Source organism: Anaerocolumna sp. MB42-C2, from assembly GCF_030913705.1.
GTDB lineage: Bacteria > Bacillota > Clostridia > Lachnospirales > Lachnospiraceae > Anaerocolumna.
On sequence record NZ_CP133190.1, the window covers coordinates 594,825 to 612,588 of the forward strand.

Genomic DNA, 17,764 nt, shown 5'->3' on the forward strand with positions numbered 1-17,764 from the left:
TGCGATATTGCCACTAATAAATGCGGTTGAAAGATTTATAAAGTGGCATCCTTTCTTTCATTATATTTTCTCTCAACCATCCATTATGATACCGCCCGACATCTCAGCTCATAGAGGAAGAAGTTTGAAATCGGCACCTTTTATTTCCATTTTATTCTTCTAATGGCTCGTTTTGTCTTGGCGAAGCTATTCATACTTGCTACCCCAGGTAATCTTAGCAATGCATATTAAACCTGTTTATTCTTTAAACTATATACATAAGCCAGAACTTCAGCCGTCATCTGGTAAAGCTCCGGCGGAATCTCATTTCCAATTTCCACATTATAGTATAACATTCTTGCAAGAGGTTTATTTTCTACAATTTCAATCTTGTTCTCCCTTGCGACTTCTTTTATTTTTTGTGCTAAATAATCCGCACCTTTTGCAATAAGAATCGGCGCTTCTGAGGTTTCTTTATCATACTTAATTGCAGCAGCAAAATGAGTTGGGTTTGTAATAACTACATCTGCTTCCGGTAAATGCTGCATCATTCTTCGTTGAGAAGCTTCTCTCATCTTCGAACGTATTTTACCTTTAACCTGAGGATCTCCTTCTGCTTGTTTGTACTCATCTTTGACTTCCTGCTTGCTCATCCTCATATCTTTTTTAAATTTAAATTTCTGGTATATGTAATCAGCAAAACCAATCATAAGAAATATAATACTGATCTTATAACCCAAATCTAAGACGATATTACCGATTAAATAAATCGCCTGTAATAATTCCATATCATAAAGTTTTAAAAGCAAATCTTTATGTTTTATTAGAGTATCGTAAGCAAGGTAAATGATAACTCCAATTTTTATAACTTCTTTAATCAGTTCTACGATTTTATCTTTTGAAAATATCTTTTTAAATCCTTTAATCGGATTAAATTTACTGAATTTGGGCTGTAGCGGTTTGCCTGTAATCTGCCATTTTACCTGTGCTACATTGGTTATGATTGCTACTACAAAAGCTGATATAAATACCGGTATGGATATTCTGATAATTGTAAATGCTGTATCCTGAAAGATCCATTGCGCCGTGGCATGAGTAAAATCATCTTTCGCAAAGATTTCTATACTGTTATAGGTTTTTATAAATGTGCCGATAAAATTGTTTCCAATTGTTCCAACGAAAGTCTTTAAGGTCCAAAATAATGCTAAAAGCGCTGCTGCCGTAATTAAATCTGTACTTTTCGCAACCTGGCCTTCTTTTCTTGCATCCGTCAATTTTTTGGAGGTAGCTTCTTCTGTTTTTTCCCCCCCGGCTCCTTCTGCAAAATATTGCAGATTATACTTTAAAAGCCTCTCCATGCATTTAACCTCCCATACACTCCCTTAAGATAATGCTTCTATCGCTGATTTCATCATGGTTAACATCTCATCAAATATAAACCCTGAAACCGTCTGCGTAAAACCTACCAGCAGAAACAGTATTAATAACCCAACAAAAACTTTCAGCTGTAAGCCGATTACAAACATGTTTAATTGAGGTGCTATTTTTGCTAAAATTGCCAAAATAGAATTTACGATCAGCATTCCTGCAAATACTGGTAAAACAATGCGAAATCCAATAATAAAATAGTCTTTTATAAATTTCAGCATAAGAATATATAAATTGGGGTTAATAGAGGCTCCTCCTACCGGTATTACTTTAAAAGCATCAACCATTGCAATAATAATGTAGTGATGTAAATTTGTTACTAACATCATTAACATGACAATATACGAATAATAATTACTGGTAATAGTTGTCTGTATATTGGATACGGGATCGAACTCATTTACCATGGAAAATCCGATTTCCATATCCATCATACTGCCTGCAAAACTTAATATATAATAACTGACATTAGTAAAAAAGCCAATCACTAAGCCAACCATCATTTCATTGAATACTAAAGCAGCAAAACCAATAACTCCATCATATTGTATCTGTCCCGGTACTGTCTGAAATAATATCAACGAAAAGAACAGGGAAAACCCTACTTTAACTTTCTGAGGAACATTCTTTAAGCTAAAAAACGGTGCAACATAGATGAATGCTGTTATCCTCACTAGTATCAGCAAAAAAATCTCAAAATTATGTACTGTAAATGTCATTAGGACTTGATGTAGTAGCCGATATTTGTTATCAGATTAATTGTAAAATCTCTGACTTCTGTCATAATCCAACTTCCAAATAACATAATAACTAAAAACACGGCAATTAACTTTGGAACAAAAGTGAGGGTTTGTTCTTGAATCGATGTTACTGTCTGCAGGATACTTACAACAAGACCTACTATTAAGGATGTTAGCAGCATCGGTGCTGATACTTTAATAATTAACCAAAGTGTATCTCGGGCAATGTCAATAATAATATTTTCATTCATTTTAACCTCTCTTCCTGATAACTCCTTTCTGACTAAAGTACATAATAAATCAATAAAATGTTTTTACTAATTCACCTATAATCAGTCCCCATCCGTCTGCCAATATAAATAACAGTATTTTAAATGGCATAGATATTGTTGTAGGGGGAAGCATCATCATACCCATAGACATTAACGTCGATGCAACGACCATATCTATTACTATAAATGGGATATAGATAACAAAACCTATTATAAATGCAATACGTAATTCACTTATAATAAATGCAGGAATTATAACTGTTGTTGGAATCTTGTCGACTGATTCAACAGTCCCAATTTCAGCAATATCCATAAAGAGTTTTAAGTCTTTGGGTTTTACCTGTTTTAGCATAAACTCCCGAAGCGGAGCAACACCGGCTGTGATAGCCTGCTCCTGGGTTATCTCCCCGTTTGATAATGGTTTTACAGCATCATTATTAATTTGTGTAAATACCGGTGACATTATAAAAAATGTCAAAAACAATGCTAAGCCGATTAATATTTGATTCGGCGGAGTTGTTTGTGTTCCAAGAGCAGATCTTACAAAATGAAGTACTATTAATATTCGGGTAAAGGATGTAACCATTATGATAATGGAAGGGGCTAAAGATATCAGGGTTAAGACAACTAATATCTGCAAAGTGGAGGTTAATCCGCCATCCTCTCCTCCGGTATCCAGGTTAAATTCAAAAGGTCCTATATTACCCTTCAGATTCGAATCGGAATTATTTACTGTGTTTGCATTTTCTTCCGTCTTGGTATCTGGCGTTTTATTGTTACCCGTTTCCGTAGCATAAACAGGCGTAGCAAAAATAAAGGTTAATATACATATCACAAATAAGATTCTGATCTTTTCATACATGCTTCTTAAGTGCCGTTTAATAGATATATTCATGAATACCAACCTTTACTATTGATCATTTTTCTGATCATTTTTATTTTTATCTTTTAACTTCTTTAGTGAACTATTAAACAGATCCGTAAAGCTGCTTTTTTGCAGTTTTATATCATCCTGTTTTAAAATTTCATTTTCATTTAACTCTGTTAAAAACCGAATGTCATCTTTACTAACTGAGATAACAAAATATCTTGTACCTATTTGAATTAACTGAAGATATTTATTCTGAGCAATTTTATAAGTCTCAAGTACTTTAAAATTACTGTTTTTTGTAATGCTTAGCTTGGCTCCGCCAACAAATTTTGTTGTATAATAAGTTATAACAAGTATAAAAATAAATAAAATACTTACTCCAAGTAATTGAAGCAGATTATCTATATTTGAAATTCCTGCCGTTAAAATTATCATAATTGCTCCCATTGCATTACTGTAAAATTAACCAACAGCCTTTTTAACCGCCTCAAGTACTCTATCTGCCTGAAATGGTTTAACAATAAAATCCTTTGCTCCGGATTGGATGGATTCGATAACCATGGCTTGCTGTCCCATAGCAGAACACATAATAATATTTGCACTGGGATCTGCAGCTTTAATTTTCTTTAAAGCCTGGATTCCATCCATCTCAGGCATAGTAATATCCATCATTACTAAATCCGGTCTGGTTTCATTATATTTTTCTACTGCTTTTACTCCATTTTCAGCTTCGCCAACGATTGTATAACCATTCTTACTTAAAATATCCTTAATCATCATCCTCATAAAAGCTGCATCATCACAAATTAATATACTTTTTGCCATTATTTTAATCTCCTATCATATGTTTTATATATTAGTTTATTTAATTATTTCTGTAACCCGGATACCAAAGGATTCTTCGATGACAACAACCTCACCTTTTGCTACAAACTTACCATTTACTAAAACATCTATCGGTTCACCTGCAAGTTTATTTAATTCAATAATAGTACCAGGCGAAAATTCAAGTATTTCTTTTATTGATTTACTTGTTCTTCCTAATTCAACGGTTACCTCTAACGGTACATCCATTATCAAGTCTATATTTTCAGGCTGAATAACCGGATTCTGAGGTACCATAAACGGTTGGAACTGAGCTGGCTGTACATTTACATCTTGAACTGGTGGCATCATAAAATTCATCCCCCCATACATATTTTGTGTGCCTTGCATTGGCTGCATATACGGTATCTGTCCTTGCGGCATCTGCGTATTACTGGATGCGGTGTTATTTACCGGTTCTGCTTGTTTTATCTGCGGCTGCGGCACTTCTGCAGCTTTTTGTGAATTATTTTCTGACTGATTTTCTTTAATAAATTTTCTATATAAATCCCTTGCAAAATCAAACGGATATAATTGTAACAATTCGCTGTCTACCAAATCTCCTATTTGCATTTTAAAAGATACTTTCGTGAACCGGCTTTTCAGGAATGGAGAAATATCTGATGCATCAATTGTATCATTCAAATCAACCAGCTTGGCAATCGGAGGACTGATATCCACTCTTTTTTCCAACATCGATGAAATAGATGTTGACGCAGACCCCATCATCTGATTCATAGCTTCACTGATTGCACTTAAATGCAGTTCGGAGAGTTCACCATCTACATTAGTACCGTCCCCGCCCATCATTAAATCGGTTATGATCTTAACATCGGACTCTTTGAGTATTAAGATATTATTTCCATCCAATCCATCCTTATAATAAATCTGAATAAAGACACAGGGCCTTGTATAATTATCTGCCAAGTCATCCCATGTAGCATAAGAAACCACCGGTGTAGTAATAATAACCTTTTGATTAACCAGGGAAGATAAAGTAGTTGCTGCTGTTCCCATACTTATATTAGAAATTTCACCTATTGCATCTTTTTCAGCATCGGATAATGATTCTAAATCTGTGTTAGTTTCCGCACCCTCTTCGTTAGAACTCATCCCACTTAGAAGCGCATTAATCTCTTCTTGAGATAACATACCATCCATATTCTGTTACTCCTCTCTCATAATTGATGAAATTCTTACTGCATAAGAATCTGAAGATGCACCCGGTAATGCTTTAAATTTATTGATATTTCCAACATAAATATTCAGCTCATCCTCTACTTTTGTATTTAACTTAATAATATCGCCTCTCTGCAAACCAAGAAAATCATTAACTGAGATCGCGCTTTTACCAAGTACTGCTTTAATAGGAATTTTCGCTTTTGCTATTGCAACTTCAATTAGTTCTTTATACGTTTCGTCATCTTTAACCTGCATAGTTGAGAACCAGTATTTCGTATTTAATTTATCTATTACACTCTCCAAACACGCATATGGCAGACAGACATTCATCATACCTTCCACATTACCAATCTTTATATTCATAGTTACTATGGAAGTCATTTCACTTGGTGCAATAATCTGCGCAAACTGTGAATTCGTTTCGATTCGAATTAATCTTGGGTCTACGTGAATGACATTCTCCCATGGTTCACTTAACAGATTGGTACATACATTAAATATTCTTTCAATAATGGTTAATTCAATCTCGGTAAAATCTCTTGCTTTCTCTAATGGTGCACCACCTCCGCCTAACATACGGTCAACCATCGCATATCCGAGATTGTCTGCAATTTCAATAATGATATTACCTTCCAATGGTGAGAAATCTACGATTCCTAATAAAACCGGATTTGACAATGCATTGGTAAATTCAGAATAGGCAACTGCCTCAGAATTCATAACTTCAACCTGTACATTTTTCCTAAAATATGCCGGTAAATTCGTAGAAAGCAATCTCCCATAATGTTCAAATATAATCTCTAAAGTTCTAAGATGCTCTTTTGAGAACTTTGACGGTCTGGCAAAATCATAATTTTTTACCTGTTTTTCACCATTCCCCTTAAATTCGTCCGCGTCTAGTTCGCCACTGCTTAACGCCTTAAGCAGATTGTCAATCTCATTTTGAGACAAGACGTCGCCCATTGTCATTACCTCCCGGGTGATTACTTAATACTATATTATCACATAGTTCGAATAAAATCACCAAAATATTTTATTCAACGACTAATTTCCCGACTGAAATACTTATTATAAAATCTGATTTAAAATGTTCCTGTATCTTTTTTAATATCTCAGTTTTTATTTTTTCTTTATTATCATTTACAGTGGAAACCGTGTATTTCGAAAATTCATCGTTAATAATTTCTGTAATTGAACTTTGATTCGTTGCAATTGTGGGTTGCAGAGATTTATAATCCTCCGATTTTGTATTAATAGACAGGGATACGGATACTAATGCATAATGACTTTTTGTATCACCCGGGTCCTGCTTCAGGTTTATTGTCAAATCCTCCGGTATCTGATAAACCTCAATGTCAGCAATATCAACCTGCTCTGCATCCTTTTCATCCGGACTCTCAAGTTCCAAGTCAATGGTTGATGCTACTTTGGATATCAGATTGTTTGTTCTCATCGTTGTAGGTACTACAGCAAATACAATAACAGCTGTTAAGATCATGTTTAATATCCCTAATGCTAAGATGATAATCGTTAAGAAGTTTTTTTTCATAGTGTCTCCCATCTGCCTATTCAGGCAAGTTTCTTATGTCTTAATTATTTATATTATTATATATTTTAATCTCAACACGTCTGTTCTTTGCTCTGCCTTCAGGCGTAGCATTACTTGCAACCGGATCATATTCTCCCCTGCCTGTCCAGCTTAACGTTTTCGGATTTAATCTCTTTTCGTTCATTAGATAGGTAGCAGCATTTAATGCTCTGGCAGAAGATAACCAATTATTATTTTTAAAAGTATTGTTACGATTCACCGGTACATTATCCGTATGCCCTTCTAATTCAATATGATAATCCTTATAGACTTGTAAAATATCCCCCACCTTACTAAAAATTGGTACTGCTTCAGGTTTGATATCAGCCTTTCCGGAATCAAAAAGAATGGAACCGCTAAGTGAAATTTTAACAAACCGGTAATTGGTGTCTATACTTAATTCAATATAATCATCCAGTTTTTTTTGTTCTGCTAAATCAGAAACTTTATCATAAATAGCTTGGGTGGCTGCTTTATTTTGCTCTAATAATTCCTGCATGGCTTCAGATTGTTCCTCCTCACTGGGAGATGACGAATCCTCCGTACTCTTTCCAGTCGTATTATAATAATCGGATAAATCATTCAGCTGTGATATACCTGTTGAAATTAATCTTCCCTCATCTATGGCAGAACCGCCGCCGCTAAATATACTAAAACTGCTTGACATGGAAGCAACTATTTCTTCATATTTTTCGGCATCTACTGTGGAGGAAGCAAAAAGCAAAACAAAGAAGCATAGCAGCAGATTCATTAAATCTGCGAAAGTACTTAACCATGGGGCACCTGCACCACCGTCTTCCGCCTTTTTTTTTCTAGCCATCTATTTCACCGCCTTCAGCCTGATCAAACTCCAGACGATTTACAGGATTTAAGAAAGATTTTAATTTTTCTTCAATAACTCTTGGATTTTCACCTGCCTGAATCGATAATAAACCTTCAACAATAACTTCTTTCATCTGTATTTCAGAAGAATTGGTTATTTTTAATTTATTTACGACCGGTATACATACCCAGTTTGCCAACAAAGAACCATAAAACGTAGTAACTAATGCTACTGCCATATTCGGACCAATTGTAGATGGGTCATTTAAATTTTTTAACATGTTAATCAAACCGATTAAGGTACCGATCATACCCCAGGCAGGACCCATTGCAGAAAGCTTATCCCAAAATCCGATTACATCATTATGCCTTCCCTCAATGCAATTAAGTTCTGTTTCCAGAATACTTCGTACTAATTCAGGGTCAGTACCATCTACAATTAGTAAAATGCCCTTTTTTAAAAATTCATCTTCAATGCCATTCGCTGTTTCTTCTAATGCTAAAAGACCCTCTTTTCTGGCTACATTGGATAATTCAATAATACTTCTAATCGTTTCAATATCATTTACAGCAGGAGTTTTTAAAACCAGGCGGAAAGAAGCTAACTTTTCCAAGTAAGATTTCAAGCTTGGTTCCATAGTGATTAATGTGGTAAAAGAGCCACCGAAAGTTATTAACATTGAAGGAATATCTAAAAAATTCATTATTTTATGAAATTCAAAACTCATGGTATCCTGATTAAATACCATACCAAAAATCATTATTATAATTCCGCTTAATAAACCTAAAATAGAAGCTATATTCAAAACGCCACCTACCTAACTGTATTCTTTATCGTTAATATAACGCGAAAAAAGTTCTTTTTTGTATAATTTTACAAGATTAACAATCTCTTGTCTACTCTCTTTTACCAGTAATTTCTTCCCAGTCGTAAGTGTAATGACTGTATCAGGAGTTTCTTCTATTGTCTCAATAAGATCTGAATTTATTGTTATATTCATATTATTCATTTTCGTTACATTAATCATTAAACTCCCCCTATATTCGATATAAACTTGTTTGCTTTACCATTTTGGTTTTCTGATGGCAGATAACTGTCTGCCATCAGATATGTATTATATTACTTCTAACGTTTTAAATTAATTAATTCTTCTAACAGTGTATCTGAAGTTGTTATAATCCTGGAGTTTGCCTGAAACCCTCTCTGGGTTGTAATCATATCTGTAAACTGGGCTGATAAATCCACGTTGGACATTTCCAGGATACCTGAGGTCATAGCGCCGCCGTCACTGGTAACATCGTGACCGATTCCATCAAAATTTCCTGAATTCTGAGTCTCCGCAAACATATTGTCTCCTACCGATTCCAAACCTGAGGGATTCGAAAATGACGCAACTGCAATCTGACCTAATAATCTGCTATCACCATTGTCGTATTTACCATAAATTTTACCGGCTGTATCAATGCCGATACCGTTCATGGTTCCTGCTTTTCTACCACCGTTTTTGCCATCCGTAGTACCATTATCTCCTTCTATTGTGGTTGTTCCACTGGCACCGTATTGGGTTATGGTGGAGAAATCAACATTAATATTTTTAAAGGGATTATTTCCGGTAACGGTAATACTTAATTCTAATTTCTTTGATGTATCAGAAGGCGTGGTTGGAGGTGTCGCCGTTTCATCAATACCGATAAACTTACCGGCTGCATTAAAAGACATCGTATTATTTCCGGTGGAAGCCGGCCATGTTATTTTACCTGTTACCGGATCCACATTCGTATCCGTTATTTTCGGTAATGTCTGACCGCCGAATTTAACATTACCGATTGCAGTATTGGCTACATATTTTTTGTTGGCTTCATCATATTTTACAAATATAGATTTACCGTTTTTATCTGTAATATCTGTTAATGATACATCATATGCACTAGTAGAACCTCCTGTCTGTAATACCTTATATTTAGCAGTATATTCCTGTCCAATACTGTCATAAAAAGATGTTGAAACAAATTTACCACTTCCGCTGTGAACAATGTCCTTATCCTGAGGATCAATATTACCTGCGATATTTGCTTCTGTCGTAGCCTCCGGAGGAGAAAACAGATTCTCCGGTGATATAATTCTAAGAGGTGATACCGTATCTTTTAAGATCGTTGTCGGATCAGCGGGATCCGGTTTCCAACCCATAACGACGGCACCGCTTGAAGTAGCTAATGTACCATTTTTATCCGGCAGAAAATCACCGGCTTTGGTGAAATAGTTCGTGCCTCCTTTGTTAACGATAAAAAATGAATCTCCCGAAATCATAACGTCATATGGATTATCCGTTCTTTGAGATCCTCCGGTCTGGGTAATTGATGCAACGATGGAAGCTACACTTGCCCCAAGACCGATCTGTTTTGCATTTTGTCCTGCTGCACCGGTTGTTTCATTTGGCCCGGTTGCACTTTGTAAAGTCTGATAATATATATCGGAAAAATTTACGGAACTGGCTTTAAAACCAACTGTATTAACATTTGCTATATTGTTACCTATAACATCCATCTTTGTCTGGTGAACCCTTAAACCCGAAACACCAGAATATAATGACCTCATCATAATGAAATGACCTCCTTATTATTATGTGCTAGCGTACCCAATCAATCAGTCAAGGGTACTATGCCTCCCTTAGGTCCGGCATATTTAAATAATGATAGCACCGTCAATATTTGTAAAAACTTTATCATCACTGTCATTTACAGCAGTTACCACTGTTTTATTTTTAATGTTAACAATAAAAGCTATATTGTCAACCAAAACCAGTGACTCATTAATTCCCTTCTCTTGTGCCTTTTTAGCACCAGTGTTCAGCCTTTCCAGCTGTTCTTCGGACAAATCAATCTTCCGGCTGGTAAGCCTGTCATTGGCATGTTTTGAAAATTTTAATTTACCAGTTTCAACAGCCTGCTGTTTTTCCAATAAATCCAGGAAAGAAACTTTGCTGCTATCTGAAACCTGACTTGTAACGGTACTCTTATTTTTTAAGAGCTGTCCAGTCATTGACTCAATGGAAGTAAAATTAGCTTGTGATATAGGATTCATACAAACCTCTTTTCTGTCTTGTCAGTACTAGCCTTAACAATCACTGATTATATTAATGGTTATCTATTAAACTGTTCCATCCCCGGTATCAGGCTCCTCCTTTGTATCTGGATCCTCTCCTGTGTCTTTATCATCCCCGGTATCTGGAACCTCCGCAGGTGCTTCACCTTTTACTGTTATGGCTATTTCATCTGTAATTGTGGTATATAACGCATCATTAAAAACTAAAGCCGGCTTATAAACTCCATTCTCTAAGTCTTTAAAAGCTTCTTTCTTGATCGTTACTGTAGTACCTTTAACCGATACCAGCTTTTCATCCACTGCTTTTCCTCCAATGACTATTGCCACATCGGTAGCTACCGTTTCACCTTTACCTAGATTAACCTCGAAGGATATGTCCTTAGGATCTGATTTATCAAAAGTCGCCTCAACTTTCTTAGGTATATAGGGAAGACCTTGTTTAATCAGATAAGTATTATCAATTACCTGCTCTAACTGATCCAGAGTATATAAATTCTTCAAATCACCGTTAATTGCTAATTTAGCGGTTCCGTTTGTTATAACTACACAATCTACTGTTCCGCTGGTTTCAATACTCTTACCGGAAGAATCCGCTGTTTTCACAATAACATTCTTACCAACTAATCCAAATGCCTGGGAATTGGAATAAGTCTGATTCAGATTCTGCATCTGTTCCAACTGGGAAAAGGTTGCTAATTGTTCTACAAACTGAGTATCTGAACTAGGATTTAATGGATCCTGGTATTTCATCTGGGTTACCAGTAACTGCAGAAAAGCATCTTTACCTAAAGAGCTGTCTCCGGTTTTTGATGATGATTCTCTGCCTGCATTTGCTTGGTTTCTCAAACTATTAATAATTGATTGTGTTGTTTCGCTCATTCTTTTCTCCTTTCTCTTAGATTAAGCGGTATAATCAATACTGCTGCCGGTTTGGTTCATCGAACCGTTATCCTGCGTTTCATTTTCATTGGCATTCATAAGTTGATCTGCCTCAGCCGCATTCAGTTCATGATTCTCTGAATGATTCTGCTTCCCTTTTTCACTTTCGCCTGGCGTCTGACTGCTTTGGTCAAAAGAAAAATCTGAAACCGTTACTTCGATGGATTCAACTTTTAATCCCTGATTGTTCAGGTTATCCTTTAAAACCTGCATTTGACTTTCGATAGCTTCTTTCGCTAATTCATTTTGAGCCGTAAAATGTGCTGTCATAATACCGTCTTTAGCAACAACGGACAGATTGATTTTGCCAAGGTTTTCCGGATTTAATTGTATTTCCATGGAAGTCTGTTCAGGTTTAATAAAAATTTTGATCTGTTCTACGATTTGTCTTGTAATATCCTGCATTTGTCTTACATTAGCAATCTGTTCCGTAAAACTTAACCCGTTATCATTTCCCTTAACAGCAAGATTCTGAATAAACGTCTCAATAGGTGATTGAGTTTTTACTTCTGATTTTTTCTGATCGGAATCCTTGCTGAAAGACTGATTTGAATCTGTATCAGCATTCTTATCCGTAAAATTATGTATTTCAAAATTAATATCCTTTTGTTTATCATCTGTTACGTTGCTTATTTCAGGATCTTTTATTTCCGGCATTGTTTTTAATTCAGCAGCCTGAGCCGGTGTATCAGTTAATTGATCTTTCTGAAAGCGGCTTATAATATCTGAAAGCTCCTCTTTTGATATCGGTAAATCCGGATTCTCTTTTAAATCTTCTACAGCCTGTAGAAGCTGGTTAATTGTGTCAGCCAGATTTTCATCCGTTAAAATGTCTGAAACGTCATCGACTCCATTTATTTGCAGAACCAACTGCTTCAGTTTATCCGGATCAAATAAATCCATTGTTGTAAAACCAAGGTCTTCCATTGCCTTATTAAGTTCATCTTCATTAATTCCCAGACTTGTTTGTACTGTATTTTGCAGCATGCTTAGAATATTTTGAATAATTTCCATATAACCGGCTGATTCTGTGTTATTCTCTGCAGATTCCTCAGTTTGAAGTTTATCCGGTTTTTCATTATTTACCTTTTTACCGGTTGCCTGAGCATTATTATTAACCGTCTTAGTATCTACAACAGTATCTTGCCTTGTAACAGTTTTATTATCTGTATCCGGTGTTTTGGTATTGCCTTTACTGTTGTCAGCCTTATCATTCACAGTACTTTTCTCGTTTTTATCGGTACCTTGGGATTTTAAATTGCTGTCCATAATACTGCTGAAATTTTTACCGGAACTTTTAGCCACTGAAGATGTGTTACCGGCTTTTAAATCAGAGAATAAATTAACTGTCTGCGCTTTTATGCTTTGGGGCGTCATAGGTTCTCCTCCTTTCTCTCATAATATTTATACTTAAGCGGTATGAATAGGAAATACCGACATAAGTCTCTGGTAAAACTAGTTATTTGATGTACTGTCACTTTCCGTCGAATTTGTATTTGTTGTTTTCCTTATACTTTTATTCAGCTTTTCAGCATCCATATCAAGCATCTTTTTTGTAATTTTTGCCGCAGCTGTCGGATCCATCTGAGCCAATATCAGGGAACTTTCCGATGGTCTCATCGCTAACAGCATCTCGGATACAAAATCTATATCAGCAGTCATTGTTTGAAGAACCGCGGCTGCTTGCGCAGGTTTCATCTTACGGTAAATATCGGCTTTCTCCTTAATAGCTTGTGAGTATTGCAGCTGTTCAATAACCTGTCTGTATATTTCCTCCGCATGAGTCGGGTCAATACTCTCATAATATTTTTTATATTCTTCAATGTCCGGAGCCTGATCCGCAAAAACCACATTATCCTCAAATTCTTTTACCTTTTCTTCAAAAGCAGTTTGATTATCTTCAAAGACTTTTAATCTCTTAACCTCGGCGTTTAATTCTTTCACTTTATCAGCAGTGGACTTTTTGCTCTCTTTTTGAGTATCAAGTTCTGCTTCTAATTCTTTAATGCGATTAATCGCCTCTTCCAAGGTGGAATAAGGATAATCTTTTTCATAAGCAATCTGTTCTTCAGGCACATCCGGAAGAATCTTATTTACTAATGGCACATCTTTTAATAAAGGCCTAAGAATCGAGTTACCAAATCCGCCTACATCAAGTTTAATCAATACCGCAAAAACTGCAAGCCAGATAAGAACAATAAACAATACGATAACGGCTGCAATTATTTTACTCCCCGCGCTTTTTTCATTGTCATTATTATCAAGTTCCTTATTTTTTTTAGCCATTTTCTTTCCTCCTAGTAATCGGTAGGATTATTATATTTAAAACTGATTAATTCATCGATTTCTTTTCTTTGATCTGATTCATATTCTATAAAAAAATTAGTCAGAGCATTTTCTTTTAATTTTTCATGGGTTTTACGGTCAAGCATTGCGGCATTTAGGCGTACACGCATATTTTCAAGTTGTTTCTCCGCTTTTTTTACGGCATTTTGCTGCTGCTCGATCAGATGTTTCGTAACCTCAATTGCTTCCTCGCATTTTCTTATTTCAAGAAGTTTTAATCGGGATAACATGAGATTTTTTTTATGCTCCTGGTAAAGAATTGACTTATTTTTAAGAGCAAATAATTTATCTTCCTCTTCTGTAAGTTTCATACGTGCTAAACCGTAAGCTGTTTTTGCCTGATCTTCCATTTTATATTTAACGGATAAAATATTTTCCATCTTATAGACAAACTTAGTAGCCATTTAATCACCTAATCCTCAAAAATCTCCGCTAAGGAATCTATGATTTCTCCAAATTCCAATTTATCATCAACATCCTGTTTTAAAAATTCATTTACTGAATCAATTTTAGATATAGCATAATCAATGTTTTTGTTGGATCCGTTTTTATATGCACCAATATTTATCAAATCTTCCGCTTCACTATAAGTTGCTAAAACCATTTTTAACTTTCCTGCGGCTGTTTTATGTTCTTTTGTAACAATAGATGACATAACCCGGGATATACTCTGCAGTACGTCAATAGCCGGATAGTGGTTTTTGTTGGCTAATTTTCTGGTCAGCATAATGTGCCCGTCTAATATTCCTCTTGCTGTATCCGTTATGGGTTCGTTAAAATCATCACCATCCACCAATACGGTATAAAGACCGGTTATCGAACCGTGTTCGGAATTACCCGCACGTTCCAATAATTTAGGCATTTCAGAATATACACTGGGCGGGTATCCCCTGGAAACCGGCGGTTCACCGGAAGCTAAACCTATTTCTCTTTGTGCCATGGAAAAACGGGTAAGAGAATCCATCATTAACAATACGTCTTTCCCCTGATCCCTGAAAAATTCTGCTATGGCAGTTGCCGTTTTAGCTGCCTTTTTACGGATTAGAGCTGGTTTGTCCGAGGTAGCAACAACCACCACCGAACGTTTTAAGCCTTCTTCACCTAAATCTCTTTCAATAAATTCCCTTACCTCTCTTCCCCGCTCACCGATTAATGCGATAACATTGATATCCGCTTTCGTATTTCGTGCAAACATGCCAAGAAGAGTACTCTTTCCTACACCGCTGCCGGCAAATATTCCAATACGCTGTCCCTTACCGACTGTTATCATAGCATCTACAGCTTTAACCCCTAACGGAAGTACTTCATCAATTAATTTTCGTTTCATAGGATCCGGTGGTTCTGCTTCAACCGAATAGCTTTTAGCTAATTCTATACCGGAATTATCTATCGGCCTTCCTAATCCATCTAAGGTTTTACCGAGAAGACTTTCACCGACCCATACTTTTAACGGTTCTTTGGTGGATTCCACCGTACTTCCAACCCCAACACCTTCCACATTACCATAAGGCATTAATAAAATCCGATTATCCCGAAATCCTACTACTTCTGCCATAACTGTCTGCTTTTTGTCTTTTGAAACAATTAGGCATAAATCATTCAGATTTGCTTTGGGACCAATGGATTCAATGGTTAAGCCAACAACTTTAACTACTTTCCCCAGAGATTTTTCATATGATTTGTCAACTAAATTCCTGTACTTATTAAAATCTACAGTAATCATAAATGGCTCCCATTTCATAGTTTTATATTATATATAAATCTGCTAATTTAGACTGCTGGATAAAAGTTTAATATCCTGTATTAAATTGCTTAATTGAACATCCAGACTGCAGTCAATTACACTTGCATCCGTTTCAATCAGACATTGATTTTTTTGAAGTTCTTTATCCAAAATAATGTCAACTGTGGTATCTTCTTTTCCAAGAGCTATTAATTCGTCTTTTTTCGACATTATAAAGTCGAAATCATCCGCCGAAGATCTGATTGTATAGGTTTTACTGTTATCAGAATTTAACATTGCTTTATGTATCAGATAATGGATTACTTCCTTTTTATCTTCCACAATAATTCCGGTAACCCGTTCAACCAATAAAGCTACGATTTCAGCAAACTGTGGTTCCAGCTTATTGATCTGATCCAGGTATTCTAGATTCTGTTTCTGGGTTAACTGCTCCAGTTCTATTTCTTTTTGCTGTATTTCTGACATTCCTTTTTCAAAACCATCCTGATACCCTTTATTACGTGCTTCCTCATAAAGTAATTCGCTGGTTTTCTTTGCCTCTTCCTCTGCTGATTTTAAAATTCGCTCAGCTTGCTCTCTTGCTTCGCTTAAGATTTCTTCCCGTTTCTGGTTCGATAATTCATCTTCCTCTACCTCTGAAACAGTCTCAATAACAGTTGCATTAATACCCTCAATAAAAGTTATATTTTCCTCTTCTTTTGTGGCTGCTGTTTCTTCCCTGACGGATTCTGTTTTCATTTGTTTCGTAAGATTGATTAGGCGAAATTGTTCGCTTCTTTCATTTGAATCAATAACTTTTTTATTCTCACCATTTAAATAAATAAACCTTGACTTTATAATATTAGACAATAATCTCATCACCTCCACCTCTGGAAATAATAATTTCAGCGGAGTCCTCTAATTTTCTTATTATATTAACAATCTTTTGCTGTGCTTCTTCAACATCTTTTAATCTGATAGGACCCATAAATTCCATATCTTCCTTAATCATTGCGGCAAGACGTTTTGATAGGTTGTTAAATATAACTGTCTGTACTTCTTCATTGGAGCCTTTTAAGGCAACTGCCAATTCGTTATTGTCGACTTCTCGAAGCACTCTCTGTATCGATTTATCATCAAGAGAAAGGATATCTTCAAATACGAACATCTTTCTTCTTATTTCATCAGCTAATTCTGGTTCTTCGATTTCCAATGTTTCCATAATATGTTTTTCAGTACCACGATCAACTGTATTTAATATAGCTACGATGGAATCTACACCACCAACGATAGTATAATCCTGATTTACCAAAGAGGATAACTTACGTTCCAATACTCTTTCCACTTCTTTAATAACATCTGGTGAAGTACGGTCCATTTGAGCAATACGCTTTGCTACATCTGCCTGTTTATCCGGAGGCAATGCTGAAATTATGGATGAGGCCTGACCCGAAGAAAGGTAGGACAAAATAAGGGCAATCGTCTGTGGATGTTCATCCTGTATAAAGTTTAACATCTGACTGGCATCGGTTTTTCTTACAAATTCAAACGGACGAACCTGTAAGGAAGCTGTCAGTTTGCCAATTACATCTTTAGCTTTTTCTTCTCCTAAAGCTTTTTCCAAAAGTTCTTTGGCATAAGCGATACCACCTTCGGCAATATACTGCTGAGCTAAACAAATTTCATAAAATTCATCCAAGACCTGTTCTTTTGTAGCCGGTGAAACGCTACGGGTATTGGCAATTTCTAATGTCAGCTGTTCTATTTCATCTTCTTTGAGGTGTTTAAAAATACTGGCCGATTTTTCGGGTCCAAGGGCAATTAAAAGAACCGCTGCTTTTTGGACTCCTGTTATTTCACTATTCTTAGCCATATGGTATACTCCTTTAAGTTACTTACTAAAAACT

21 protein-coding genes are annotated in these 17,764 nt (G+C 35.8%); all 21 read right to left on the reverse strand.

The genetic code is table 11. The features are described 5' to 3' along the window. Nucleotides 1-227 precede the first annotated feature (227 nt). Nucleotides 228-1,337, reverse strand: coding sequence for a flagellar biosynthesis protein FlhB (flhB, locus tag RBU59_RS02655; protein ID WP_308146336.1), 1,110 nt, complete (start codon nucleotides 1,335-1,337; stop codon nucleotides 228-230). Nucleotides 1,338-1,361: 24 nt separating this feature from the next. Then, the gene (gene fliR, locus RBU59_RS02660; protein WP_308146337.1) at nucleotides 1,362-2,093 is read right to left on the reverse strand and encodes a flagellar biosynthetic protein FliR; all 732 of its coding nucleotides are present in this window, start codon (nucleotides 2,091-2,093) and stop codon (nucleotides 1,362-1,364) included. Nucleotides 2,094-2,125: 32 nt separating this feature from the next. Further along, the gene (fliQ, locus tag RBU59_RS02665) at nucleotides 2,126-2,398 is read right to left on the reverse strand and encodes a flagellar biosynthesis protein FliQ (RefSeq protein WP_308146338.1); all 273 of its coding nucleotides are present in this window, start codon (nucleotides 2,396-2,398) and stop codon (nucleotides 2,126-2,128) included. A gap of 49 nt (nucleotides 2,399-2,447) precedes the next feature. Continuing rightward, nucleotides 2,448-3,314, reverse strand: coding sequence for a flagellar type III secretion system pore protein FliP (fliP, locus tag RBU59_RS02670; protein ID WP_308146339.1), 867 nt, complete (start codon nucleotides 3,312-3,314; stop codon nucleotides 2,448-2,450). 15 nt (nucleotides 3,315-3,329) lie between these two features. Further along, nucleotides 3,330-3,725, reverse strand: a complete 396-nt coding sequence (locus RBU59_RS02675) for a flagellar biosynthetic protein FliO (RefSeq protein ID WP_308146340.1) — start codon at nucleotides 3,723-3,725, stop codon at nucleotides 3,330-3,332. A gap of 27 nt (nucleotides 3,726-3,752) precedes the next feature. Next, nucleotides 3,753-4,115, reverse strand: coding sequence for a response regulator (locus RBU59_RS02680; protein ID WP_308146341.1), 363 nt, complete (start codon nucleotides 4,113-4,115; stop codon nucleotides 3,753-3,755). Between the two features lie 36 nt (nucleotides 4,116-4,151). Beyond that, nucleotides 4,152-5,315: a flagellar motor switch phosphatase FliY gene (fliY, locus tag RBU59_RS02685; RefSeq protein WP_308146342.1), complete on the reverse strand. Its 1,164-nt coding sequence runs from the start codon at nucleotides 5,313-5,315 to the stop codon at nucleotides 4,152-4,154. A gap of 6 nt (nucleotides 5,316-5,321) precedes the next feature. Further along, entirely contained in the window at nucleotides 5,322-6,299 is a 978-nt protein-coding gene (gene fliM, locus RBU59_RS02690; RefSeq protein ID WP_308146343.1) for a flagellar motor switch protein FliM, read from the reverse strand. A gap of 70 nt (nucleotides 6,300-6,369) precedes the next feature. Continuing rightward, a complete protein-coding gene (locus tag RBU59_RS02695) occupies nucleotides 6,370-6,885 on the reverse strand; it encodes a flagellar basal body-associated FliL family protein (protein WP_308146344.1) in 516 nt (171 codons plus the stop codon). Between the two features lie 40 nt (nucleotides 6,886-6,925). Beyond that, a complete protein-coding gene (locus RBU59_RS02700) occupies nucleotides 6,926-7,744 on the reverse strand; it encodes an OmpA/MotB family protein (RefSeq protein WP_308146345.1) in 819 nt (272 codons plus the stop codon). Further along, entirely contained in the window at nucleotides 7,737-8,552 is an 816-nt protein-coding gene (locus RBU59_RS02705) for a motility protein A (RefSeq protein WP_308146346.1), read from the reverse strand. Before RBU59_RS02705 ends, RBU59_RS02700 begins: the two co-directional genes overlap by 8 nt. Nucleotides 8,553-8,564: 12 nt before the next feature. Then, nucleotides 8,565-8,774: a flagellar FlbD family protein gene (locus RBU59_RS02710; RefSeq protein WP_308146347.1), complete on the reverse strand. Its 210-nt coding sequence runs from the start codon at nucleotides 8,772-8,774 to the stop codon at nucleotides 8,565-8,567. 98 nt (nucleotides 8,775-8,872) lie between these two features. Continuing rightward, nucleotides 8,873-10,345: a flagellar hook protein FlgE gene (locus RBU59_RS02715; protein WP_308146348.1), complete on the reverse strand. Its 1,473-nt coding sequence runs from the start codon at nucleotides 10,343-10,345 to the stop codon at nucleotides 8,873-8,875. 84 nt (nucleotides 10,346-10,429) lie between these two features. Then, nucleotides 10,430-10,828, reverse strand: a complete 399-nt coding sequence (locus tag RBU59_RS02720; RefSeq protein WP_308146349.1) for a TIGR02530 family flagellar biosynthesis protein — start codon at nucleotides 10,826-10,828, stop codon at nucleotides 10,430-10,432. Nucleotides 10,829-10,894: 66 nt separating this feature from the next. Then, complete coding sequence (locus RBU59_RS02725; protein WP_308146350.1) at nucleotides 10,895-11,728, reverse strand: flagellar hook capping FlgD N-terminal domain-containing protein; 834 nt, start codon at nucleotides 11,726-11,728, stop codon at nucleotides 10,895-10,897. Between the two features lie 21 nt (nucleotides 11,729-11,749). Continuing rightward, nucleotides 11,750-13,165 carry a flagellar hook-length control protein FliK gene (locus tag RBU59_RS02730; RefSeq protein WP_308146351.1) on the reverse strand — a complete coding sequence of 472 codons (1,416 nt, stop codon included), beginning with the start codon at nucleotides 13,163-13,165 and terminating at the stop codon, nucleotides 11,750-11,752. 78 nt (nucleotides 13,166-13,243) lie between these two features. Next, on the reverse strand, nucleotides 13,244-14,074 hold the full coding sequence (locus RBU59_RS02735; RefSeq protein ID WP_308146352.1) for a MotE family protein: 831 nt from the start codon (nucleotides 14,072-14,074) through the stop codon (nucleotides 13,244-13,246). An 11-nt stretch (nucleotides 14,075-14,085) separates the two neighbouring features. Further along, nucleotides 14,086-14,538, reverse strand: coding sequence for a flagellar export protein FliJ (locus RBU59_RS02740; protein ID WP_308146353.1), 453 nt, complete (start codon nucleotides 14,536-14,538; stop codon nucleotides 14,086-14,088). Between the two features lie 8 nt (nucleotides 14,539-14,546). Beyond that, entirely contained in the window at nucleotides 14,547-15,857 is a 1,311-nt protein-coding gene (gene fliI, locus RBU59_RS02745) for a flagellar protein export ATPase FliI (RefSeq protein WP_308146354.1), read from the reverse strand. Nucleotides 15,858-15,899: 42 nt separating this feature from the next. Beyond that, entirely contained in the window at nucleotides 15,900-16,736 is an 837-nt protein-coding gene (locus tag RBU59_RS02750) for a FliH/SctL family protein (RefSeq protein WP_308146355.1), read from the reverse strand. Continuing rightward, the gene (gene fliG / locus RBU59_RS02755) at nucleotides 16,720-17,730 is read right to left on the reverse strand and encodes a flagellar motor switch protein FliG (protein WP_308146356.1); all 1,011 of its coding nucleotides are present in this window, start codon (nucleotides 17,728-17,730) and stop codon (nucleotides 16,720-16,722) included. Before fliG ends, RBU59_RS02750 begins: the two co-directional genes overlap by 17 nt. Nucleotides 17,731-17,764: the final 34 nt, after the last annotated feature.

Coding starts and splice junctions, on each gene's coding strand:
- flhB (WP_308146336.1), bottom strand. CDS start 1,337: ATGGAGAGGCTTTTAAAGTATAATCTGCAATATTTTGCAGAAGGAGCC.
- fliQ (WP_308146338.1), bottom strand. CDS start 2,398: ATGAATGAAAATATTATTATTGACATTGCCCGAGATACACTTTGGTTA.
- fliP (WP_308146339.1), bottom strand. CDS start 3,314: ATGAATATATCTATTAAACGGCACTTAAGAAGCATGTATGAAAAGATC.
- RBU59_RS02675 (WP_308146340.1), bottom strand. CDS start 3,725: ATGATAATTTTAACGGCAGGAATTTCAAATATAGATAATCTGCTTCAA.
- RBU59_RS02680 (WP_308146341.1), bottom strand. CDS start 4,115: ATGGCAAAAAGTATATTAATTTGTGATGATGCAGCTTTTATGAGGATG.
- fliY (WP_308146342.1), bottom strand. CDS start 5,315: ATGGATGGTATGTTATCTCAAGAAGAGATTAATGCGCTTCTAAGTGGG.
- fliM (WP_308146343.1), bottom strand. CDS start 6,299: ATGGGCGACGTCTTGTCTCAAAATGAGATTGACAATCTGCTTAAGGCG.
- RBU59_RS02695 (WP_308146344.1), bottom strand. CDS start 6,885: ATGAAAAAAAACTTCTTAACGATTATCATCTTAGCATTAGGGATATTA.
- RBU59_RS02700 (WP_308146345.1), bottom strand. CDS start 7,744: ATGGCTAGAAAAAAAAAGGCGGAAGACGGTGGTGCAGGTGCCCCATGG.
- RBU59_RS02710 (WP_308146347.1), bottom strand. CDS start 8,774: ATGATTAATGTAACGAAAATGAATAATATGAATATAACAATAAATTCA.
- RBU59_RS02715 (WP_308146348.1), bottom strand. CDS start 10,345: ATGATGAGGTCATTATATTCTGGTGTTTCGGGTTTAAGGGTTCACCAG.
- RBU59_RS02720 (WP_308146349.1), bottom strand. CDS start 10,828: ATGAATCCTATATCACAAGCTAATTTTACTTCCATTGAGTCAATGACT.
- RBU59_RS02725 (WP_308146350.1), bottom strand. CDS start 11,728: ATGAGCGAAACAACACAATCAATTATTAATAGTTTGAGAAACCAAGCA.
- RBU59_RS02730 (WP_308146351.1), bottom strand. CDS start 13,165: ATGACGCCCCAAAGCATAAAAGCGCAGACAGTTAATTTATTCTCTGAT.
- RBU59_RS02735 (WP_308146352.1), bottom strand. CDS start 14,074: ATGGCTAAAAAAAATAAGGAACTTGATAATAATGACAATGAAAAAAGC.
- RBU59_RS02740 (WP_308146353.1), bottom strand. CDS start 14,538: ATGGCTACTAAGTTTGTCTATAAGATGGAAAATATTTTATCCGTTAAA.
- fliI (WP_308146354.1), bottom strand. CDS start 15,857: ATGATTACTGTAGATTTTAATAAGTACAGGAATTTAGTTGACAAATCA.
- RBU59_RS02750 (WP_308146355.1), bottom strand. CDS start 16,736: ATGAGATTATTGTCTAATATTATAAAGTCAAGGTTTATTTATTTAAAT.
- fliG (WP_308146356.1), bottom strand. CDS start 17,730: ATGGCTAAGAATAGTGAAATAACAGGAGTCCAAAAAGCAGCGGTTCTT.